The following is a 20,335-nucleotide window of genomic DNA, read 5'->3' as shown; positions in this document are numbered from 1 at the left end:
GGGAGCTGGACTAGGACGCGGCCTTGCCTGTCTTGGCCGTCAGGACGTAGCGGGACAGCGGGTCCTGGACGTAGGAGAGGACGCTGGTGCCGATCGCGTCGGTTGCCTGTTCGTTCACGAGCCAGGCGTTGACGGCTTTGTCCTGGAGGATCTGGCCCGCCTCGGCGTACAGCTTGTAGCGCTCGTTCGTATCAACGGTTTTGGTGGCTTCGGCGATGATCCGGTCGTACTCCGGGTCGCAGAAGTGGCTCAGGTTGTAGGTGCCTTTGCAGGTGTAATCGGCGGTGAGGAACCCGATAGGGTCGGCGATGTCAATCAGCCGGTTGCGCTGGCTGAGCAGCATGTCGTAGTTCCCTGCCAGGACGTCCGGCTCTGCCGAAGCATATTCCTTGGATTGGATGGTGACGGGGATGCCGATGTTCTTGAGATTTTCCTGGACGACGGCGGCAACGTCGGCGAATTCGGCGCGCTCCACGATGGCGATGATTTCCAAGGGGCGGTCGGCGGTGTAGCCGGCGCTGGCGAGCAGCTCGCGGGCTTCCTCAAGGTTCTGCTGCTGCTCCTGCTTTTTTTCACCCGCCCAGGGCTCGGAGGGCGCGAACGGTCCGGTGGCCGGGATGGCGGCACCTTCGTAGACGCTGGCAGCCAAAGCGTCGAGGTCCAGCGCGTCCCGGACCGCCTTGCGGACGTCAACGTTGTCCAGCGGTGCGCGGCCGTTGTTCATGTAGAGCGTGGCAGTGCGGGGCGAATCGGCACCCAGCACGGTGACGCCGTCGTCCGCTTTCAGCGCGGCGATACTGGCGACGGGGATGGACAGTGAGATGTCCGCTTCACCGGTCCGCACTTGCGCGGCGCGGGTGGCGCCGTTGGTGATGAAGCGGATCTCGGCGCCGGCGAGCTGTACGTCACCGCCCCAGTAGTTCTCGTTGCGGTCCAGGGTCAGGGACTGCTTTGCCTTCTCCGAGACGGGAGTGAACGGCCCTGTGCAGTGCCCGAACGGGTCCACGCCTTCGTCCTTGTAGGCAGCTGGTGCCAGGATGCCGGTGTTGACGCTGGCCAGCCGGTACGGCACCAGCGGGTTCTCGGCCGGCGTGCTCACGCGGACGGTCTGGGCGTCCACGGCAGTGATACTGCTGATCATAGTGCGGTTGAAGGCCCGGGCAGGGACCTTTGCGTCCAGGACGTGGTTAAGCGCCGCCACCACGGACTTGGCGGTGAGCTCTGTACCGTCCTGGAATTTGACGCCCTGGCGGAGGCTGAAGTCCCATTCCAGGGGTGAGGTCTGCTTCCACTCGGTGGCCAGCGAGGGCAGGACCTTGCCTTCGGCCTGGTCGTAGGTGGTCAAGGTCTCCAGGCAGCCGGACAGGGACAGGATGTAGGCGGCATCGGACTCAATGGCCCAGTTGGCTACTGGAGCACGGAAGTTGTCCACCACAATCCGCTGGCTCGTGTCAGCCGCGGCGGTGGTCCCGGCGGACTGGGTCTGGGTGCCGCTGAACCCGCAGCCGGTGAGGGTCAGGGCAGCCGCCGCAGCCAGGATGGCGCGGGGACGGAGGAACGAACGCACAGGAAACCGCCTTGCAAGGCTGCCGTGGGGATCGGCAGGAATAAAAGAAGGGACTACTTAGGTAGCCTTCCCTTCCGGTAAAGCAGCAATTAGATGACGTGCGCGCTCAGCACGGAGAATGAGGAGCGGCGCGCACTCCTGACGGGCGCCGCCGTCGTACTTTCCTGCCCAGTTGTCGCCGCGGGACTTTCCCGGGCGAACCGGGGAGGAGCGTACGCTCGCAGCTCTCTAGGGCATACTTCAGGCCGAGCTGCTTGGTAGCGACCTTGAGCGTTTCCTTGGCGATCAGTGCGGAAATGGCAGCCACTGCGCAGATGACGGCGGTGAAAGCGAAGCGCATGGTCGATGAGGTCCGGGCCTACCGGCTTCAGGAGCTCCGCGAGGCCTCTGAGCTGACGCAGGTCGAGCTGGCTGGGCGCCTGCATGTCAGCCAAAACAGGGTGTCCCGCATCGAGCACGGTGACATTGATCGTGCCCAGGTCGATACTTTGCGGAAATACGTCGAGGCGCTCGGCGGCCGGCTTCGTGTCGAGGTTGAGCTAGGCGACGAACGCATCCAGATCGCCTGACGAATCGACTCGGAGCGATCCTCGACGGCAGCCGTCCGCCCCGACCGCGAGGTCTAAAAGGTGGAAATAGGGGTGTGCACAATGTGCACTTCGGATCGTCGTATATCGGTCGGATCGGCCCGGATGCCGACTGCCTGAACTGGGGGAGAGGATCACTCAGCGTCGGTCATCCCTTGGGTGCTACTGGGTAGGAACTGGTGAGGGCGATTCGGTTGAAGGTGTTGATGCCGACCGTCATCCAGGTGACCGCTGAGACCTGCTGAGGGGTGAGGAAGTCGGCGGCTTCCTCGTAGAGGGGCCGGTTCGCATGCGAATCGGCTATGCCGGTGACGTACTCGCTGAGGCTCAGCGCGGCCTGTTCCTGTTCCGTGAAGTAGGACGTCTCCCGCCATGCCGACAGGACCGCGAGGCGTTCACTGGTCTCGCCCTTCTTGATGGCGTCTCCCGTGTGGAGGCGCAGGCAGAAGGCGCAGCCGTTGATCTGCGAGGTCCTGATTTTTATTAGTTCGATTAGCAATGCCGGCAGGCCGGCGTCGTTGGCGGCAGCATCGGCCTGTGCGGATAGCGCAATTGCCATCTTATACAACTCGGCGTGTTCCTTGGCTACGTTGATGTTGATAGGGGTCATGACAGACATAGACATTTCAATCCTGTTCTTGTGTAAGTCCGGTGAGGGGGCTTCCTCAGCTGTTCTTCCAGTCTGCGAAGTCTTGTGACCAGAGCCAAAGAAGTGGGACGAAGTTGCCGGTAGCGTTCCACCTGCATTCATGCCCAGGGGCATGACCAGAGCAAGTCGCAAGGGGTTTTACGAGTTGCGGTGTGGAACTCCTTTCGATCGGGCGTTTGGCCGAAAGAGAGGAAAACTCGCAGGCTATTTCGCCCGGCTCTGAGCGTGTGCGGTGGAGATTCCGCGTAGTGCAAGGTCGGTCAGCGCAGCAACGAAGGGCTCATCAATGCGCTGCCCGCTGACGAGCAGGCGGTGATGGACTGCGCCGTAGATCGCGTCAATCGCGGTTCCGAGGTCCGCTTCCTTCCTGATCTGTCCGCGGCGCTGGCCTTTGAGGAGGATTACCAACAACGATTTCCGGCGTTCCTGCAACAGGGTTCCCCGATACAACTGGGCAAATTCGTCGTCGTTGATCGCGTCGACGATCAACCCCGAGACGGTGGAGGCAGCGCCGGCGAAGTTCAGGCAGTGGGCCAGCTTCATCAGGTACGTCCGAAGGTCCTCGATCGCGTTCCCCGTGTCCGGCACAATGGTGAGCTTGTTGGTCTTATAGGTGTACGCCTCGAGGATGAGGGCCTGTCGGGAGGGCCAATACCGATAGATCGTTGACTTGCTGACGCCGGATGCGCGCGCGACCGCATCGATGGTCACCGACGGATAGCTGAGGCGGTCTATGAGATCCACGGTGGCCAGAAGCACCGAACGCCGAGTTTCCGTCGTGGGCCCACCGACCTTCCTTGTCTTGCGGCTCGATCGGGAAGTCAACGTGACCCCGTCACCTTGGACGTGCAACCGGTCCTCCTCATCCCCGCAATGGCATCGCGTAGTGTCGCCTCTTCAGCTTTACACCCACCAAAACAGGCTCCACAAGGCCATATCGCCGACGCCGTCCCGGAAGGAACGTCGTTCCTTCTTCTCTTCTTTGCTTCCGACCGGACCCGCGTGCTGAGCGGCGGGCGCAGGTCCTTCTCCCCTGGTTCCTGGAGTGCCCTTCACGGCGGAATGCCCGCCGGCGATCATGGTGGCAAAACCGAGGACACCGACGACGATGTTCGGAACGAGGCCCGGCAGTGCTGCACCCAGCAGCACGAGCAGAAATCCAGCTACGGCAGTGGCTGCCCCGATGACGACATGGAGGGCGGAGCGGCTACGGGCTCTTTCCGGTTCCATCGCCGTGGCAAATTGCGGGTCTTCGTCTCTGAACTGTTTCTCGAGTTGCTCCAGCGAATTCCTTTCGTGCTCCGTGAGGGCCATCAACGCCTCCCGGCTAAGCGGGTTTTGCGAGTCTCGCCGGATTTGATGCGGACTCTATGCGGACTTTGAGCCATTGGAAATTGCCTATCGCTGTGGTCGGGAAGTAGTGGGGTAGAGGCGCAACGCGGAGATCCTCCAGCTGCCAAAGGTTTGGGGCGTCGAATTGCGGGGACGGTGCCCGGTCCGCCTTCCGGCGGAGTAGGCACCGTCCCTGGCCGGGATAAACCCCTTACTGGGGGCGCCCGTATGTTTCGAGGAGGCGCAGCCAGACCTCGTTAACGGTGGGGTAGGCCGGGACGGCATGCCACAATCGGTCGAGCGGTACTTCTGAGACGACCGCGATGGTCGCGGCCTGCAGCAGTTCGCTCACGTCCGGACCGACGAAGGTCACGCCAAGTACTACTTGTCGCTCTTCGTCAACGACCATCCGGGCAGTGCCGGTGTAGCCGTCGGCCCGCACACTGGCGCCAGCGACGTGCCCAATCTCGTAGTCGACAACCCGGATGTCATAGCCGCTCCGACGCGCGGCCGCGGCGGTGAGCCCCACGGACGCGATCTCGGGGTCGGTGAACGTGACCTGCGGCACCGCCTCATGGTCGGCCGTGGCCACATGCGTTCCCCACGGCGCGTCCGATACTGCTGTTCCGGCCGCGCGGGCTGCGATGACGTCGCCGGCGGCCCGGGCCTGGTACTTCCCCTGGTGGGTAAGCAATGCCCGGTTCGTCACGTCCCCGGCAGCATAGAGCCAGTCGAACCCAGGAACCAGCATGGTGTCGTCGGTCTCGATCCACGCCCCGGGCTTGAGCCCGATCGAATCGAGGCCTATGTCTCCCGTGCGGGGTGTACGACCGGTCGCGACGAGCACCTCCTGGGCGGAGATGGTCCTGCCGTCCCCGGTCTCGACGATCACGCCGCTTTCGTCCCGGGTGACGCGCGTGGTTTTCGTCTCGAGGATCACGGTGACACCTTGGGCACGGAGGGCTTCCGCTACGAGCTCACCGGCGAACGGCTCCATGCCTGAGAGCAGCCCGCTGCGGGAGATCAGGGTTACCGCCGTGCCAAAGGCTGCAAAAGCTGTCGCCATCTCGGTGGCAACAACGCCGCCGCCGATGATCGCAAGGCTTTCAGGAACAGTCTTGATGCTGGTTGCCTCCCGGCTCGTCCATGGCCGGGCATCAGTGAGTCCGTCAATGTCGGGCAGGAGCGCATCTGATCCCGTGGCAACCGAGACGGCATGACGTGCGGTGAGGACCGTCTTCGAACCGTCCGTTCCCGTGACGGTGACCTCCTTGGATCCTGTCAGCCGGCCCTGACCGCGCAATAGGGCTATGCCGGCGCTTTCGAGCCACTTAACCTGCCCGCTGTCGGACCAGTTGCTGGCGAATGAGTCCCGGCGTGCCAGAACGGCGTGCACGTCGAGTTCACCGGTCACGGCCTGCGCGGCCCCGGGAACCTGCCGGGCTGCCCGCAGCACCTGGACGGAGCGCAGCAGCGCCTTTGAGGGCATGCATGCCCAGTAGGAGCACTCGCCACCGACGAGCTCATTTTCGACAATCACGGCGGTCAGGCCGCCTTGGACGGCACGATCGGCGATGTTCTCTCCGACGGCGCCGCCGCCGAGCACGATCAGGTCATATTCTGCTGATCCGATGTGGGTGCTCAACGTCCGGGCGCCCGGACGTTGATTTCCTGAAGGAGCCAGCTGTTGCCGTCCGGATCGCTGAACGAGGCAAAGGACTGGTAGTCGGCGCGCTCCGGATGCGGGCCCGCAACGCGGTACTGGTTGTCCAGGTGGAAGATGAATCCGTCCGCGTAGTGGAATACCTCGGAGACGTCGACACCCTTTTCAGCAAGATCGGCGCGGGTCGCGAGGACGTCCGTCACGGCGAACAGCTGATTCTGGAGTGACCCTGGTGCAGCGCCGGTGATGCTCTTGCCGATCATGATGGATGCTTCCGAACCGGGAGGGGTCAGCTGCGCCACCCGGAAGTCTTCGCTGGCGATGTAGTCGATATCGACGCGGAATCCGAGCGATTCGTAGAAGGCCTTGGCCCGGTCGACGTCGGAGACTGGAACGAACAGTACTTCAAGCTTCAAATCCATGGTGATAGTCCTTCTTCTTTTTTGGGGGGTCTTTTCTAGGCGCCTGGCCGTGCCAGAGCAAGTGTTGGCGGTCTTAGCCAGCGGTGAGCCGGTGCCCCGCCGCGGCCAGAGTCCGCGTCATGTGCTCCGCGTACCACTGCGGCCATTCGGTGTCGTGTACGCCGCCCAGGACTTCGGCTTCGTGAATGCCGTGAGCAGCCGCGGCCTGCTTAAGTGCGTCTGTCAGTATCTCGGTGGTGGAGTGCGCCATTGTGGTTCCTTCTCAGTGGGTATTGACGATCTGTGGGATCCTGCCGCCGGGGGAGGGGCGGGATCTTGGGGGAAGTGCTGAAGAATGCGGCAACCACTTCTGCGTCACCGGTTCAACTGGTAACGATACTGACATGACACATCGTCACCTGTCAAAGCGGTGACTTTGCAGAGAGAGTCACCAGGGACCTAGCTTGACGTTTTAGTAGTCAGCTTCTACGCTCTAACTACTACAAGTGGAATTCAGGTAGGTGGGGTCGGTGTCAGTCAAGCTCAATGGCGCACTAGAGGATCGGGGCGCCTGGCGCGTGGAGAATTGCTCCATCGCCATGACGATGGACATCATCGGGACCCGGTCATCGATGCTCATCCTGCGGGAGGCCCTCTACGGCACCACCCGTTTTGACGACTTCGTGCGACGGACAAGAGGGACCGATGCCATAGTTTCGGCCCGGCTCAAGCAGCTGACGGAGATCGGCCTCTTCGAAAAGCGTCCGTACCAGGAAGAGGGCAAGCGGAAGCGCTATGAATACGTGCTGACGCCGAAAGGTGCAGATCTCATGCCGGCGGTATTCGCACTGATGCAGTGGGGCGACCGGCACTTGCAGCCCGACGACGGCGGCCCGTTGCGGCTCGTGAAGCGCGGCACGGACATTCCGGTCGTGATCGGACCGCACGCCCGATCCGAGGCGCAGCTCGAGATCGATGATCTCGAAATTGCCGCAAACGGCAACTGGATCGAGCAGGGGCACGCCTGATCAATCAGCGGCGCAGTGCCTACGGGCTTCGGACCACAACGAACAAACCAACTACGTTGCCGGAGGATCGTTGGCCGGCAGGACAGAAGCCTTCAATGTCATCTGATACATCCCTCGAAACTCATACACCGGCCGCTGGCGGTCGTTCCAGGATCCCTGCCGGGTTGGCTTTCGCGGGGAGCGCGGTCACCTTCATCAGCCTTTACCTGGCGGCGGGTGCGCCGACGCCACTGCTCGCTTTCTACCAACAGCAGTGGCATTTTCCGGCAGCGGTCCTGACCCTGGCGTTCGCCGTGTACGCGATCGGCTTCCTTGCTGCCATGCTGACGGTCGGTTCGCTCTCCGACCATGTGGGCCGGCGGCCCGTGCTGATCGGAGCGCTCCTCGTTCAGCTCGTAGCGACTCTGACGTTCCTCGTAGCACCCGACATCGGGTGGGTGATCGCCGCCCGCGTCGTGCAGGGCCTCGCCACCGGCGCTGCCACCAGTGCATTCACGGCTGCTCTTGCCGAACTCGCCCCGCCGAACCGAAAGAAATTGGGCAGCATTCTTGGCAGCGTCGGCATGACCGCGGGGCTCGCCGTCGGCGCATTGCTTGCGGGGTTCGCCATCCAGTTCACGGCCGAGGCGAACACGGTCATCTTCGCCGTCCTCACGATCGTGACCGTCCTGGGAATCGTCGTCGTCGCGCTCTCGCCCGAGAGTGTGACCCGCGCCCCCGGAGCCATACGTTCCCTGATCCCGCGCGTCTCTGTTCCGCCAGCCGCCAGAAAGGAATTCGTGGCGGCCGCCCCCGTGATAGCCGCAATCTGGATGCTTGCGGGTCTTTCCCTCGGACTCGCGCCAACGATCGTGCGCAGTGCCTTCCACCTAAACAGCGGCCTGGTCAACGGCCTCAGCGGTTTCATTTCGCCGGCAACTGCTGCTGTCGTGGCTGTCGCCTTCGGACGGCTTAGCCCCCGGCGCGGAATGACTGTTGGCATCTACGCGTCCATGGCTGGGACGATTGGCGTCGTGACCGGCGTGCTCGCCGGAAGCCTCGCACTCATGATCGCCGGCCTGGTCATCACGGGCATCGGCTTCGGCGCAGCCTTTTCCGGATCACTGCGCCTGATCATGCCGCTGGCCGGGCCCCAGCAGAGAGCGGGAATCGTCGCCGCAATATACGTTGTTGCCTATATCGCCTTCGGCCTGCCAGTGATCATCGCTGGCCAGCTCGCCGGTCCGCTTGGTCTCATACCGACGGTTGTCGGGTATGGAGCCGCGACCGTCGTCCTCGCACTGATCAGCCTTGTCGCGCAGTTCCGGATCAGCCGCCGCGCCCAAGCGTGAAAAGTTCCGGGGATCCTGGACACGATGTCGCCGACGGGGAAATCACCCTCGACGTCATTACGCGGATAGGGGAGCGCTGAAGCGGGGCGGCTATTTGCCGGCTGCAGAGACCAGCTTCTCTTCTCTTTTGCGGGCACGGTAGGCGGCCGCTTTCATCTTGTTGCCGCAGGGGTCCATGGCGCACCATTCCCGACGCGCTCCCCGGGACCGATCGATGTAGACCCGTGTGCACTCGTGGTTCGCGCACTCCTTGAGCAGCGGCACCTCGGATCCGCTGAGGACCTCGATGGCATGTCGTGCCACAGTTGACAGCGCCTCTATCGGGGTTGCTTCGGTCACTCGCCCGTTTGGCGTGAGCTGCGGGATGGCAGACGGTGTGCGGGCGGCGGCGTTCACGATGGATAGGGCGTCGCCGTCGTAGACATTCCCGTCTACTTTGGCGTGAACGAGGGAGTAGATAGCTTCTCGGATCACGAGGGCCTGCTCAAGGTCGGCCGGTTGAAATTTGGTGTCCCCGTCGACGATCCCTGATTCACGGAACCACGAATCCAGGCTCTCAGGAGTGTTGAACATCTCCAGCGGCACTTCGAGCCGTGAGCGCACCGTAGCGGCGAAGTCGAGGGCCGGATTGCCGCACACAAACGAATGTTTCATATCACCAGTTTGGCAGGTGACGATTCTGAATGCAAAGATCGTCACCTGCTTAACTAGTAACGGATCAAGGAATTCGCGGCCATTGCAGCCCATCCCCTTAACAAGGACACGCCGCCTTCCGCTACTTCGTTCATCCCGGATCATCGCGGAAGCCTCCAGCCATCCGGCATGGAGAAGAAAATGTTTCGCGAAACCCGATGCCGCCCCACCGAACGGGGCCGTGATGTCCCTCCCGGACCACGAGCACAACAAGATTGAACAGCCAGCGACGCAGCCGCCAGAGAAAGGTCACATGCCTGCCAGCAGCTTGGAACCACGCACTGCCCGCTTCTGCCTGCGCGTAGTCGATTTGAGTGCACGACGCTTGGCGTCGGGATGTCGCGGCCGGCGATGCGGAGCAGGAGAGCACTGGGTTCGATGAGCCAGTCCGATGAATGAAAGCGGTCGGTAGACGGATCCGGCTGGGAGGCGTTCCAGATGCAAGGCTGCTGGTCCAAGGCGTTGTGCAGAACGACTTCGAAAACGTGCAGGGTTTCATGGACGGCGCCGGACAGATCGATGTTCCACCTGTAGAGCCGGATCGCCTCATGCAGGCTGGGTGTCTCGCGGATCTAGGGTGCCAGGCGCTCGGGGCTGATCCTGTGCTGAAGGACCAGTTCGATCGGTGTTTGGTGCGCTGCTGCCATAGGAATAACCTGTGGAGGAAGACAGGGGCAGGTTCCCTGTTATGGATTTCTGAGGGTCCCGCGGCCAGGCGCTGCGGGGCCTTCAGCCGTTATCCGCGACGTATCAAGCCCCTTCTGCGGGGGTCCGGCCGGCCACGAACTCGGCTAGGTATTCCCGCCATCCAGCGTGTTTCCGGAGGTGCCCGCTGAGCGTTGAGTATATGGTGCGCGCCGAATGCCCCGGACGCTCCGCGGGGTTCTGGACATTCGTCTCAGGGGTAGGGTTTGCCATAGTCGACGAAGGGGTCAACATGAGCTACAAATATCGAACCGTCCGGGTTCGCGGTACCGAGATTGTTGGAACGGTTGCCCGGAAGCACGGAAGCGGGCCCGAAATCTACGAGACGGCCAAGGACCCGAGCACATCAGTGGTACCGGTGTTCTTCGAAGCGACGGGCGAGGTCCGTTTTTTCGACAGGTCGGTGCTGGAGGACGTCGTGGCACCTGCGGGTTAGCCGCTGAAGTACACCGGCGCCAGCCGCGTCGGCCTGACAGTGGAAGTGATCACGGGCGACCGTGGACTCATGGGATGCGCGAACGCCTGTCTTGACCTTGAGAATCCGCTTGTACGGTTGTTGACCGGTAGCGGTTCGATGACTATGTCCTCGGCATGCTCGTTTCGGTCGTGGCACAACGAGAATTTCTTATCAAGACCATGAAACTCCGTGCCCCTACGGGTCCCGGTTTGGGCACGCATCGTTCAAATTAGGCCTGGACGAGCGTTGTCGCCGTTATCGTTTGTTCAACACATCCAATCAGGAGGACGCATGCCGTACGTTGTTGACTTCAAGAACGTTTCTACTGTCGGCCTGGAATCGTCCCCGGTCGTCGAGGCGCTTGCTGGGCTGCGCGCCAACGAGGGGCGCTACTACCGCAACAAGTACGACCACGACTTCACCCTTAGCCCTGCAAGCGAGGTTCCGGAGGTGGTCGAGCGGGTGTGCCGCATCTTGAAGGATGAGCGCGACATCGTCATCGGTTCCCGCCCGCTCGAAGCAACCGCATTCGAAGTCGACGGCCTGCGCATGGATTACGTGTTCTACGAGTCGGAGCTGTCGATCAACATCATGTACAGCATCGAGGTCGGTGGGAAGCGAGCCGTCGGATTCAAGTTGGCCGAAGGTATGGAGATTCCAGAAGAACTGGCGTCTCGTTTCAAGTTTGCCCGCCAGAAATCGAAGCTGGCAGGCGTTATCCGCGGCTCTTACTTCGTGATCAAGGGTGAGTACTGATGAGCTGACTTCCGCGCCCGCTGCCACCCCGGGTGCAGTTTTCACCGTCCCGAGGATCTGGATCGGCGTTTGGACCAGTTCGCGGCCGAGGAGCACACCTCGAAGTCTGCGTTGCTGCTCCAGGGTGCGGAGCTTGTGCTGCAGCGCCACCGGCGCAGCCGCGAGATCGGCGAGGTCTGGATTCTGTGATGAGCCATGACGCTGAGGTGTTGACGCGCCTTGAGGATGCGTGACCGCGTACCTCGAGATTGAGGACGCGCTGCAGGTCGTTGACCGGTACGGGTTCCATATCCGTGACATCGGGCTCCTGGCCTCTGCGCTGGCCCGGCCAGCAACAACGGTCATGGGCGTGGAAGCCTATCCGCAGTTGGCGATGAAGGCGGCGGCTTTCATGGAGTCGGTGGCGCGGTTCCACCCGTTGCTCGACGGGATCAAGCCGACTGCGTGGACGCTCATGGTTTCGATGCTCTGGATCAACGGCTGCCGGCATGACTTCAGCACTGATGAGGCATTCGATCTCGTCGTGGGAGTGGCCGCCGGCGACGTCTCGTTGAAGGACAGTGCGGGGATGATTGCTGCGCATCTTGTGAAACGATAACCATGGACTTCTGTCGCCGAGTCGTTGGTGATCCTGGGATCAAGTACGGGAATGCCGCGGGCCTCCGCTACAACAGCGGCCGGTTCTGGCACGGCTCATGATGTACGCGTAACGGTTTTTGGCCGGGTCATGTGCGTGTCTGCCGAACAGCTCCTGAGATGGATGAAGGAGGTGTCGCCGCAATGAAGTTCTTCGTTGTTTGGGTGGGCCTCCCGGCCAGTGCATGCTCCGCCCTTGCAGGCGGCGTCACCCACAACTTAGGACTGGGCGAACCCGACCGTAGTCCACTCTCTCCACCGCAAAGAAGATCGCGTTCCCTCAGTGGGGGAACACGGTTGTCGTTTGGAGTGCGTAGAAGGGCGGATGCAGGGTGTGGACAACGTCCACACCCTGGGCCTCGGACTGGGCCATATAGGGGTCGGATCGGGCAAGCGATGAGTTGCGAGTTGGAAAGCAGTTCAGCTCAGAAGCAGTTCGAGGCAGTAATATCTGGCCGGGGCGGTGGCTTGTCGTTGTTGGGCGACCCTTCGTCCGGGTGCCTGGTGGGCCGAAAAGCCGACTGGCACGGCCTGCGTGCCGCTCAACAGAGTCCCAGAACCGCGCCGGAGTGATGGTGTGTGGGACTGCAGCCCTCCTCCTTACGTGAGGGTGCTCTCCGACCGGCGTAGTCCACGATTCGGCCGAAGCGGGACAACATCTGAACATACCGTCCATTGGGGTCGATCATGCGCTCCCGTCGCGCCGTCTACCGCACTCCCGCGACTTCCGCCATGGCGTCAATGGCCATGAGGAACGCGAGCCGTCCAGCATCGCGGAGTTGCCCTCCTGACCGAGTAGCCAACAAACGGCCCCAGGGCGCGCAATTCAGCGGGTCGCGACTCCGTTCGTTGTCACCTCGTCGACAGCGCCGCGCAGCCCTGCAGTATGGAGCTCGGGGAGTGGGCTGCTACATATTGCGAGCGCTTCGTCGGCAGAAATACCCAGCATTCGCAGGAGTGCCTCGGTCGCCCGATCCGTCGTCCCGGCGTCGTCGCGGTCCGGTTCGGCATGGAGGAGCTGTCCGAGGAAGGTTGCAGCGCCGACGGCGCACACCACTGCGACGTCTACGTCTGTCATTGTGAACCGACCGGACTCGACGCCGGCCTGGATGTCACGCCGGACACGCGGCGCCAGTCCCGTCTGCGCGCCGAGGACGTCGAGGGCACTGTGCAGGATCACCTTGCTGAGCTGAGGTTCCCGGCGGTGGAAGCGACCCATCAATCGAAAGCTGGTTGCAAACGTGACGGCGGGATCGCCGGCGTCCGTGGTGAGCTCGTCGAGGACCGCGCCGAGGAGGTCCATGACGTGCTCCACCGCCGCCTCGAACAGCTGGTCTTTTGACTCAAAGTGGTTGTAGAAGGAGCCGATCCCAACGTCCGCGGCCTGAGTGATCTCCAGCACCGGGGTGTTCGTCTGACCTTCGGCCAGGAAGGACTGCGCTGCGCGGACCAACGCGGCGCGAGTCTGCGCCTTCCGCCGAAACGACCGGGTGGATTCCGGGGATGAGGCTGGGGCTGGGGTCATCGCGGGCTCCTTGAAGTCATCCGGTCGTAGGGTTCCTCCCAGCCTACCGTCACAGGTGAAGAAATCTTCAATTACCCTTGACTGACGATATCTTCATAATCGAAGATATAGTCAGAAAGGAAGGCGATCCATCCATGAATGACCACCACGACCACACCGGGACCCACAGCGACCTGCACAGTGAGCAAGGGGCGCTGCGAGGCGAGCACCGCGGGCGGGCGGCGAACCCGATCATCAAAGTGCACGACATCGCCTGGCTCGAGTTCCAGAAGCCAGACCTGTCCGCTGCTGAGACCTTCGCGCATGCTTTCGGCTTCGCCACGAGCCTGCGCACCCCCGACGAGCTGCACCTCCGCGGGACCGACACCGGAGCGCCGTGCGTGATCGTACGGCGCGGACCAAGATCGCAGTACGTGGGAGCCGCATTCACTGCGGCCGAGGCCTCGGACGTCCTACGCCTGGCTGACGCGACAGGCGCGACCTCGAAAAAGCTGCCGGAAACGATCGGCGGCATAGGCGTTGACCTCGTGGATCCGAGCGGCGCCGCGGTCCGCGTCGTTGCAGACACACACAAACTCCCTTCCCTGCCCGCCCAGATGCCCCTCACGTTCAACGCCGGCCACGACGTGGTGCGGACCAACCGGACCCAGCGGCCACTGCGCCAGCCAGCGACGGTCCAGCGCCTCGGCCACGTCGTGCTGCAGAGCACGAAATACCGTGAGGCGCTCGACTGGTACCTGCAGCACCTCGGCCTGATCGTCAGTGACTTCCTCTACTACCCGGGCCAGCGCGAGCGGGGCCCGACCATGAGCTTCATTCGCTGCGACCGGGGTTCGACGCCCACCGACCATCACACCCTCGCGATGACGCTGGGCCCGACGAATCGGTACGTGCACTCGGCATACCAGGTCGCCGACGTCGATGCCCTGGCCGCCGGCGGTGAGCTTCTGGGAGACCTTGGATACCACCGTTCGTGGGGGATCGGCCGCCACATCCAGGGCAGCCAAATCTTCGACTACTGGCGCGACCCCAACGGCTTCCTGGTGGAGCACTTCACCGATGGGGACATGTTCGACAGCACCCTCGAGCCCGGATGGGCACAAATGACCGCATCCGGTCTCGCCCAGTGGGGCCCTCCGGCCAGCAAGGACTTCCTCGGCATCGCCCCCGGACGGGAGTCGCTGCGCGAGCTGGCCTCGATGGTCTCCGCGCTCCGCGACGACAACGAATTCGATTTCAGCCGCCTGCGCGGCCTGATGAAAGTAGCCACCTCATGACCGTCTCCATCCTGCGTACCGCCGACGACTGGTGGGTCCACACGCCCACCGGTGCCGCCCACATCGCCACCCCCGCGACCACCACGGGCGAGCTGCTCGCCGATCGCCCGGCCATCCACGCCGCCATCGGCGCCAGCGAAATTGTGCCGGTGGAAAACCTCGACCTCATCTCGCCGATCACAGTGCCGTGCCGCGTGGTAGCCCAGATGACGAACTACGCCTCGCACGTGAGGGACGCCGGCATGGATCCCAAGAAAATCCCGCTGACATTCTTCCGCAAGTCCTCGGGCTCGATCAGCGGGCCCAATGACGACGTCGTCCGGCCCGGTCACGTGCGGTTCCTCGACTACGAGGCTGAGATCGGCCTCGTGATGGGCCAGGAGACCCCGGTCGGCTCTGTCATCACACCCGAGACGATCGCCGACCACATCGCTGGGCTCGTGATCACCAACGACATCTCGGCCCGCGACCTGCAACTCCCGAAAACCCAGTTCTACGAGTCCAAGTCCTACGCGAGCTTCACCCCCGCCGGACCGACACTCGTGCTCTTTGACGCCGAGGACTGGAACCGCTTTGATGAGCTGCGGTTGCGGCTGTGGGTAAACGGCGAGATCCGTCAGGACATGACGGTGGCCGACATGGTTTACCGCCCCGTCGAGGCGTTGCGGGCACTCACCCGCTTCCAGCACCTCTCCCCGGGCGACCTGGTCCTGACAGGCACCCCTGTCGGCACCGCACTGAGCGCACCACCGAAGCCAGTCGAGATCATTAGCAACCTGCTGCCCCCGGCCACTAAGTGGCGCCTGTTCTTCAAGGCGCAGGGCCGCAACCCGAAGTACCTCAAAAGCGGTGACGTTATCGAGATCGCCATCAGTACCGACGACGGGAAGGTCGACCTGGGGCGCCAGCGCACGACGGTGAGGGACGCCCGGTGAACGGCATGCCTCTCTGGCCGCGGTACTCAAGCCCTGACGACGTCGTCGAAATCGAGAGGACCCCCCTCTCCGAACGCGGACTCCCGGCATCGACGTACGAGCTGCTCTGCCGAGCCGCCCAGCTGTGGCCGGATCGCACGGCGGCGGCAATACTTCCGAACACGGAGCGCTGGCAGGAACCCGTCAAGCTGACCTTCGCTGAGCTTCTCGCCGACGTGAACCGGATAGCGAACCTGCTGGCAGACATCGGGGTCGGCCGCCAGGACACCGTGGCCCTACTCTCGCCCAACTGCCAGGAGCTCATTTCCGCGACCCTGGCCGCCCAAGCTGCCGGGATCGCCGTCCCGATCAACCCCGGCTTGTCCGAGGATCACATCGCCGAGCTGCTCCAGCGCTCGAGTACGCGGGTGCTGGTAGCCGCCGGGCCCGATCTCGATCCCGTCGTCACAGAGGCAGCTTTCAGCCTCGCGAAGAAGGGCCTGGTTGACTGTGTCCTCCTCCTGTCACCGACCGGGCAGGCGCCAGCCGGACCGGCCACGACCGTCGGATACGCCAACGTCGACTACCTGACACGCCGGGCAGCAGACGCGTCGTCCGAGCAGTTCCACGGTGATCAGCCCGGACCAGGCGATCTGGCTGCACTCTTCCACACCGGCGGCACGACCGGCACCCCGAAGCTGGCGGCGCACACCCAAGCCAACGAGATCGCAGACGCTTGGATGCTCGCAGCCAACGACCTCCTCGACGAGGACGCAGTGTTCTTCGCCGCCCTGCCGCTGTTCCACGTCAATGCCCTCATGGTGACCGTCCTCGCGCCCCTTTTCAAGGGCCTGTCCGTCGTATGGTCCGGACCGCTTGGCTACCGCGAGCCCGCACTCTACAGCGTGTTCTGGAAGGTCGTCGAGCACCACCAGCTTACCGCGATGAGCGCCGTCCCCACCGTCTACGCCGCGCTCGCCGCGTCTCCCGTGAACGCCGACATCAGCAGCCTTCGCCACGCCATTGTCGGAGCCAGTCCCTTGCCCGCGGCCGTGCGTGCCGGCTTCGAGGCAGCCACCGGCGTCGGCCTCGTCGAAGGGTACGGCCTGACGGAGGCGACGTGCGTCAGCGTGCTGAACTTCCCGGGCGCCACCAAGGGCTCGCTCGGCTGCCGGCTGCCCTACCAAGAGATCAAGGCGGTGCACGTTGACGACGACGGACAGTGGCACGAGGCCGGACCGGGCACAAGGGGCCTGCTGGTGATCAAGGGACCGACGGTCTTCCCCGGCTACGTCATCGGCAACGGCCCCGACGGCCTCCTGCTGGACGGACTCGGCAAAGTGCGGGACGGCTGGCTCGACACCGGCGACCTCGGACAAGTCGATGAGGACGGCTTCGTCCAGCTCACCGGTCGCGCCAAAGACCTGATCATCCGAGGGGGCCACAACATCGACCCCGCAATTGTCGAGGACGCCCTCCTCTCCCACCCGGACGTGACCGGCGCAGCGGCGGTCGGCAGACCCGACCGGCATGCGGGAGAGGTGCCGGTCGCCTACGTCACATTGGCCGCGGGTGCTACCACCAGGACCGAGGACCTGGTCCGATGGGCGGACGACCGGGTTGGGGAAAGGGCGTCCTCGCCGAAGTCCGTCACCGTCGTCGACCAGCTTCCGGTCACTGCCGTCGGCAAACCATACAAGCTCGCGCTCCGTGCAGACGCCACCAGGGCAGCGCTGAGCGAGGCCCTGCGGGAGCTGGCTGACGTGCACTCCGTGGAAGCCGATATCGAGGACGGCGCGATAGTCGTCACCGTGAGCGCTGACGAGGCATCGCATGCAACCGTCAGGCGTGCCCTCGACGAGTACGGGGTCCGATGGCGGATCACGAATAGGACCGCACGAAAGGCGGATCGATGATCATCGTCCTCACGATAGCGCTGGTTGGATGCTTCACCATGCTGGGCCTGGCAAAGGTGGCTGGCACAGAAGCGATGCTCGCCCGCGCCGCACATGTGGGCTTGAACAGCACCGCCTACAAACGTATCGGCGCCCTGGAGCTGCTTGCCGCCCTCGGCCTCCTGCTTGGGCTGGTCGAGCCCTGGATCGGCCTCGCGGCAGCCGTCGGCCTCGTGCTTCTGATGGCCGGAGCCTTCGTCACCCATCTCAGGAACGGCGATGGTCCGCGTGAGATCGCCCCGGCGGCGGTCATGACGGCGGTACTCGTCGGCTATCTTGTTCTCATTCCGGCGGCAACAGGATGAGCGCCCAGAACGAGAGCGCGGTTCCGGTGGTGGTGGTCGGCGCTGGACCTTCCGGGCTGGCTGTCGCCACCCTACTCGGCCAGTACGGCGTCGAGTGCCTCATTTTGGACCGCTGGGAGGGTGTCTTCCCGCTACCACGAGCGGTACATCTCGACGACGAGGTCTATCGCATCCTCAACCGCCTGGGCGTGGCGACGCAATTCGCTGGGCTCAGCCGCCCTGCACGCGGGTTACGTCTGCTCACACCCGGCCACAGGCTGATCGCGGAGTTCCAGCGATCGGCTGACGGCGGCGCCCACGGCTACCCCCAGGCGAACATGTTCGACCAGCCGGAACTCGAGCAGCTCATGCGCAACAACCTCCGGATCATGCCTACGGTGACCCTGCGCGGCAATGTCGACGTCCTCGGTGTGACCCAAGACGACGCGGCAGCCCGGGTGGAGTTCACGGATCGTGTCACGGGGGCACGCGAGTCGGTCCGTACCAGCTACGTCCTCGGCTGCGACGGCGCCAACAGCGTTGTGAGGGGGGCCATCGGCGCGGAGATGGAGGACCTGGGCTTCGAACAGCGTTGGCTGGTTATCGACATCGACACCTCGGCGCCGCTGAACCAGTGGGAAGGCGTCCACCAGCTGTGCGACTCCCGCCGGGCCGGTACTTACATGCGCGTCGGAGAGGTCCGCTACCGCTGGGAGTTCCGGCTGCTGCCCGGCGAGACTGCCGCCGACTTCGCGACGATGGATACACTCCATACGCTGATCCGGCCGTGGACCGGTGACGTCCCGGTGGACGATCTGCGCGTGATCCGGGTGGCCGACTACACCTTCCGCGCCCAGGTCGCCAACAAGTGGCGCGACCGCCGCGTCTTGCTCCTCGGCGACGCCGCTCACCTGAGCCCTCCCTTCATCGGTCAGGGCATGGGGGCAGGACTCCGAGATGCGATGAACCTGGCCTGGAAGCTCGCCGGTGTTCTTGCCGGGGACCTCCCTGCAACCGTGCTGGCAAGCTACCAGACGGAGCGCAAGCGGCACGCGAAAAGAACCATCACCTTCGCAAAGCTGGTCGGCCTCACCATGACGGCGGGTGGTCGCGTCGGCAATGCCCTGCGGAGTGTCCTCGCACGGCGCCCGCACCGCGTGGCGGGCCTGCCCGCCCGGTCCGGGACAGCGATACCCCCGTGTTACGGCACCCGACTCCCGGCACTCACCCGCACCTCCGCCGTCGGACGTCCCTGCCCCAACGCCCCGACCTCGAGAACCCCGGACGCCGACCGATTCGACGACATCGCCGGAAACGGTTTCGCGCTGGTAGCTCTCACGATCACTCCCGAGGAGCGCAAACGGATCCTTCACAAGGGCGCGGCGCCCGCCGTCCCCGGCCCCGGATCTGAGCTCCACCAGTGGCTCGTCCGACATCGAGTCGCTGCTGCGGTGGTCCGCCCGGATCGCACCGTGATGTTCACCTCCGACTCCGTCTCCGGGAGCCTCACCCGCCTGCCGTCGTTCCACGCCGCAACCGCGAACGCCGGGGGAACGGAGCCATGAAAGCAGACGTCCTGAGGAAGACGCCCCCAGGCCGTCCGCCGGGCCGTTCGGCGGGCCCGGACGCGCAGCAGCGCTCGGAGGCGCTCAAGGAGCGCGTCTACGTCACCTTCACCGCGCTGGCCGTGACAATCGCTTTCGAACGCGATGCCGCGCACGCGACAGTGGACGGCGCTGCCCTCACGCTTCTGCTTACCGTCGTCGGCACGCTGCTGGCAGTCTTTGTTGCGGATGTGATCGCGTATATGGTCCGGGACAGCTCCCTGCCGTCCCGGGCCGAACTCGCCCACCTCATGGACGTGGGCTTCGGTTCTTTGGGCGTCGTCGTCGCGCCGATGGCGATCCTCGGCCTCAGCGCGCTTGGCGTGATCGGCGTGGCGCCGGCGCTCCGGGTGGTCGCAGTGACGCTCGCCGCCACCCTGGTCATCGTCGCGCTCTTCGCCGTCCGCCGACTCCGCGTCAAGCCATGGCTCAAAATCCTCGTACTCGCCATCATGGCGGCGCTAGGCCTCGCCGTGCTTGCCATCGAGCTCGCCATCCACTGAACAGTTTCACGTGCAGTTTCAACCGGGCCGAATTCCGCATGTTTCCACGGGAGCACAGCGGACCGGGTTCGGGGAGGTGACGATCTCACCTGCACGCAGGATCCCGGCGACTCCGGCCTCTTCAAAGACCAGCCGTGCCCGCTCGTCCAGGTCATCGGCGTCGACCGGAACATAGGCTGCCCCGACGTGCAGGATGGCAAGGATCGCGAGGTACAGCTCGTTCGTCCCCGACGGGATACGCACGCCCCCACCTTGTCTCCGGCTCCGATTCCGGCCTGATGCAAGCGGTGGGCATAGGCCTTGCTGGGGGCGGTGAGCTGTCACCATCCCAGTGTGTCCGAAAACGGGCCCTGACAGAACGCTCCGACGCTAATCAGCCGCCGCGTGAGCGAATATTTCCCAGTTCCTTCAGATCCACAATCAGCTGAAAACCGAAGACAGACCACAGAAACTGGGCTACTACGCGGT

At 64.0% G+C, this 20,335-nt stretch carries 21 protein-coding genes and 1 pseudogene; 12 read left to right on the top strand and 10 right to left on the bottom strand.

Annotated features, from left to right (window positions below; all coding sequences use genetic code 11):
* Window positions 1-10: 10 nt before the first annotated feature.
* On the bottom strand, window positions 11-1,567 hold the full coding sequence (locus tag ACX80V_RS03515; RefSeq protein ID WP_485841966.1) for an ABC transporter substrate-binding protein: 1,557 nt from the start codon (window positions 1,565-1,567) through the stop codon (window positions 11-13).
* A gap of 266 nt (window positions 1,568-1,833) precedes the next feature.
* On the opposite strand from ACX80V_RS03515, the gene ACX80V_RS03510 reads away from it, so the two are divergent.
* On the top strand, window positions 1,834-2,136 hold the full coding sequence (locus ACX80V_RS03510; protein ID WP_485841965.1) for a helix-turn-helix domain-containing protein: 303 nt from the start codon (window positions 1,834-1,836) through the stop codon (window positions 2,134-2,136).
* A gap of 166 nt (window positions 2,137-2,302) precedes the next feature.
* On the opposite strand, the gene ACX80V_RS03505 is transcribed toward ACX80V_RS03510, so the two are convergent.
* The 6 genes from ACX80V_RS03505 to ACX80V_RS03480 all read right to left on the bottom strand — a co-directional run bounded on the left by ACX80V_RS03505 (window position 2,303) and on the right by ACX80V_RS03480 (window position 6,470).
* Window positions 2,303-2,773 carry a carboxymuconolactone decarboxylase family protein gene (locus ACX80V_RS03505; protein WP_485841964.1) on the bottom strand — a complete coding sequence of 157 codons (471 nt, stop codon included), beginning with the start codon at window positions 2,771-2,773 and terminating at the stop codon, window positions 2,303-2,305.
* 234 nt (window positions 2,774-3,007) lie between these two features.
* Window positions 3,008-3,562: a TetR/AcrR family transcriptional regulator gene (locus tag ACX80V_RS03500; RefSeq protein ID WP_485841963.1), complete on the bottom strand. Its 555-nt coding sequence runs from the start codon at window positions 3,560-3,562 to the stop codon at window positions 3,008-3,010.
* A gap of 144 nt (window positions 3,563-3,706) precedes the next feature.
* The gene (locus tag ACX80V_RS03495; RefSeq protein ID WP_485841962.1) at window positions 3,707-4,117 is read right to left on the bottom strand and encodes a DUF3040 domain-containing protein; all 411 of its coding nucleotides are present in this window, start codon (window positions 4,115-4,117) and stop codon (window positions 3,707-3,709) included.
* Between the two features lie 229 nt (window positions 4,118-4,346).
* Window positions 4,347-5,768 carry a dihydrolipoyl dehydrogenase family protein gene (locus ACX80V_RS03490; RefSeq protein ID WP_485842057.1) on the bottom strand — a complete coding sequence of 474 codons (1,422 nt, stop codon included), beginning with the start codon at window positions 5,766-5,768 and terminating at the stop codon, window positions 4,347-4,349.
* Between the two features lie 8 nt (window positions 5,769-5,776).
* Entirely contained in the window at window positions 5,777-6,220 is a 444-nt protein-coding gene (locus ACX80V_RS03485) for a VOC family protein (protein ID WP_254748801.1), read from the bottom strand.
* Between the two features lie 73 nt (window positions 6,221-6,293).
* The gene (locus ACX80V_RS03480; RefSeq protein WP_254748799.1) at window positions 6,294-6,470 is read right to left on the bottom strand and encodes a hypothetical protein; all 177 of its coding nucleotides are present in this window, start codon (window positions 6,468-6,470) and stop codon (window positions 6,294-6,296) included.
* Window positions 6,471-6,729: 259 nt separating this feature from the next.
* On the opposite strand from ACX80V_RS03480, the gene ACX80V_RS03475 reads away from it, so the two are divergent.
* Entirely contained in the window at window positions 6,730-7,227 is a 498-nt protein-coding gene (locus ACX80V_RS03475; RefSeq protein WP_485841961.1) for a winged helix-turn-helix transcriptional regulator, read from the top strand.
* 95 nt (window positions 7,228-7,322) lie between these two features.
* Complete coding sequence (locus tag ACX80V_RS03470) at window positions 7,323-8,558, top strand: MFS transporter (protein ID WP_485841960.1); 1,236 nt, start codon at window positions 7,323-7,325, stop codon at window positions 8,556-8,558.
* 90 nt (window positions 8,559-8,648) lie between these two features.
* Here the strand turns inward: ACX80V_RS03470 and ACX80V_RS03465 are convergent, their stop codons facing one another.
* Window positions 8,649-9,212, bottom strand: coding sequence for a CGNR zinc finger domain-containing protein (locus tag ACX80V_RS03465; RefSeq protein WP_485841959.1), 564 nt, complete (start codon window positions 9,210-9,212; stop codon window positions 8,649-8,651).
* Window positions 9,213-10,188: 976 nt separating this feature from the next.
* Here ACX80V_RS03465 and ACX80V_RS03460 point away from each other — a divergent pair.
* From ACX80V_RS03460 to ACX80V_RS03450, 3 genes are all read left to right on the top strand, one after another.
* Window positions 10,189-10,392, top strand: coding sequence for a hypothetical protein (locus ACX80V_RS03460; RefSeq protein WP_056343633.1), 204 nt, complete (start codon window positions 10,189-10,191; stop codon window positions 10,390-10,392).
* Window positions 10,393-10,704: 312 nt separating this feature from the next.
* Window positions 10,705-11,169, top strand: coding sequence for a DUF8821 family protein (locus tag ACX80V_RS03455; RefSeq protein ID WP_485841958.1), 465 nt, complete (start codon window positions 10,705-10,707; stop codon window positions 11,167-11,169).
* A 229-nt stretch (window positions 11,170-11,398) separates the two neighbouring features.
* Entirely contained in the window at window positions 11,399-11,767 is a 369-nt protein-coding gene (locus ACX80V_RS03450; RefSeq protein WP_485841957.1) for a type II toxin-antitoxin system death-on-curing family toxin, read from the top strand.
* Between the two features lie 864 nt (window positions 11,768-12,631).
* Here the strand turns inward: ACX80V_RS03450 and ACX80V_RS03445 are convergent.
* On the bottom strand, window positions 12,632-13,330 hold the full coding sequence (locus ACX80V_RS03445; protein ID WP_485841956.1) for a TetR/AcrR family transcriptional regulator: 699 nt from the start codon (window positions 13,328-13,330) through the stop codon (window positions 12,632-12,634).
* 134 nt (window positions 13,331-13,464) lie between these two features.
* Between ACX80V_RS03445 and ACX80V_RS03440 the strand changes: the two genes are divergently transcribed.
* The 6 genes from ACX80V_RS03440 to ACX80V_RS03415 are packed head-to-tail and all read left to right on the top strand — an operon-like array spanning window position 13,465 to window position 19,867.
* Window positions 13,465-14,607 (top strand): VOC family protein, encoded by a 1,143-nt coding sequence (locus ACX80V_RS03440; RefSeq protein ID WP_485841955.1) that lies wholly within the window; start codon window positions 13,465-13,467, stop codon window positions 14,605-14,607.
* Window positions 14,604-15,542 carry a fumarylacetoacetate hydrolase family protein gene (locus ACX80V_RS03435; RefSeq protein ID WP_485841954.1) on the top strand — a complete coding sequence of 313 codons (939 nt, stop codon included), beginning with the start codon at window positions 14,604-14,606 and terminating at the stop codon, window positions 15,540-15,542. The genes ACX80V_RS03440 and ACX80V_RS03435 overlap by 4 nt, the downstream gene beginning before the upstream one ends.
* Window positions 15,543-15,547: 5 nt before the next feature.
* Window positions 15,548-17,437 (top strand): acyl-CoA synthetase, encoded by a 1,890-nt coding sequence (locus ACX80V_RS03430; RefSeq protein WP_485842056.1) that lies wholly within the window; start codon window positions 15,548-15,550, stop codon window positions 17,435-17,437.
* Window positions 17,434-17,781, top strand: a complete 348-nt coding sequence (locus ACX80V_RS03425; RefSeq protein ID WP_485841953.1) for a DoxX family protein — start codon at window positions 17,434-17,436, stop codon at window positions 17,779-17,781. The genes ACX80V_RS03430 and ACX80V_RS03425 overlap by 4 nt, the downstream gene beginning before the upstream one ends.
* On the top strand, window positions 17,778-19,325 hold the full coding sequence (gene mhpA, locus ACX80V_RS03420) for a bifunctional 3-(3-hydroxy-phenyl)propionate/3-hydroxycinnamic acid hydroxylase MhpA (RefSeq protein WP_485841952.1): 1,548 nt from the start codon (window positions 17,778-17,780) through the stop codon (window positions 19,323-19,325). Before ACX80V_RS03425 ends, mhpA begins: the two co-directional genes overlap by 4 nt.
* On the top strand, window positions 19,322-19,867 hold the full coding sequence (locus ACX80V_RS03415; RefSeq protein WP_485841951.1) for a hypothetical protein: 546 nt from the start codon (window positions 19,322-19,324) through the stop codon (window positions 19,865-19,867). Before mhpA ends, ACX80V_RS03415 begins: the two co-directional genes overlap by 4 nt.
* A 78-nt stretch (window positions 19,868-19,945) precedes the next feature.
* On the opposite strand, the pseudogene ACX80V_RS03410 reads toward ACX80V_RS03415, so the two are convergent.
* Window positions 19,946-20,160: pseudogene (locus tag ACX80V_RS03410) on the bottom strand (AMP-binding protein); the annotation flags it as partial.
* Window positions 20,161-20,335: the final 175 nt, after the last annotated feature.

The organism is Pseudarthrobacter arbutini (assembly GCF_054510915.1).
This window is presented reverse-complemented; position numbering and strand designations above follow the sequence as displayed.

What these genes read in the sequence shown, in the direction of transcription:
- ACX80V_RS03505 (WP_485841964.1), bottom strand. Translation starts at nt 2,773, where the DNA reads ATGTCTGTCATGACCCCTATCAACATCAACGTAGCCAAGGAACACGCC.
- ACX80V_RS03495 (WP_485841962.1), bottom strand. Translation starts at nt 4,117, where the DNA reads ATGGCCCTCACGGAGCACGAAAGGAATTCGCTGGAGCAACTCGAGAAA.
- ACX80V_RS03485 (WP_254748801.1), bottom strand. Translation starts at nt 6,220, where the DNA reads ATGGATTTGAAGCTTGAAGTACTGTTCGTTCCAGTCTCCGACGTCGAC.
- ACX80V_RS03480 (WP_254748799.1), bottom strand. Translation starts at nt 6,470, where the DNA reads ATGGCGCACTCCACCACCGAGATACTGACAGACGCACTTAAGCAGGCC.
- ACX80V_RS03470 (WP_485841960.1), top strand. Translation starts at nt 7,323, where the DNA reads ATGTCATCTGATACATCCCTCGAAACTCATACACCGGCCGCTGGCGGT.
- ACX80V_RS03465 (WP_485841959.1), bottom strand. Translation starts at nt 9,212, where the DNA reads ATGAAACATTCGTTTGTGTGCGGCAATCCGGCCCTCGACTTCGCCGCT.
- ACX80V_RS03460 (WP_056343633.1), top strand. Translation starts at nt 10,189, where the DNA reads ATGAGCTACAAATATCGAACCGTCCGGGTTCGCGGTACCGAGATTGTT.
- ACX80V_RS03455 (WP_485841958.1), top strand. Translation starts at nt 10,705, where the DNA reads ATGCCGTACGTTGTTGACTTCAAGAACGTTTCTACTGTCGGCCTGGAA.
- ACX80V_RS03445 (WP_485841956.1), bottom strand. Translation starts at nt 13,330, where the DNA reads ATGACCCCAGCCCCAGCCTCATCCCCGGAATCCACCCGGTCGTTTCGG.
- ACX80V_RS03440 (WP_485841955.1), top strand. Translation starts at nt 13,465, where the DNA reads ATGAATGACCACCACGACCACACCGGGACCCACAGCGACCTGCACAGT.
- ACX80V_RS03435 (WP_485841954.1), top strand. Translation starts at nt 14,604, where the DNA reads ATGACCGTCTCCATCCTGCGTACCGCCGACGACTGGTGGGTCCACACG.
- ACX80V_RS03430 (WP_485842056.1), top strand. Translation starts at nt 15,548, where the DNA reads ATGCCTCTCTGGCCGCGGTACTCAAGCCCTGACGACGTCGTCGAAATC.
- ACX80V_RS03425 (WP_485841953.1), top strand. Translation starts at nt 17,434, where the DNA reads ATGATCATCGTCCTCACGATAGCGCTGGTTGGATGCTTCACCATGCTG.
- mhpA (WP_485841952.1), top strand. Translation starts at nt 17,778, where the DNA reads ATGAGCGCCCAGAACGAGAGCGCGGTTCCGGTGGTGGTGGTCGGCGCT.
- ACX80V_RS03415 (WP_485841951.1), top strand. Translation starts at nt 19,322, where the DNA reads ATGAAAGCAGACGTCCTGAGGAAGACGCCCCCAGGCCGTCCGCCGGGC.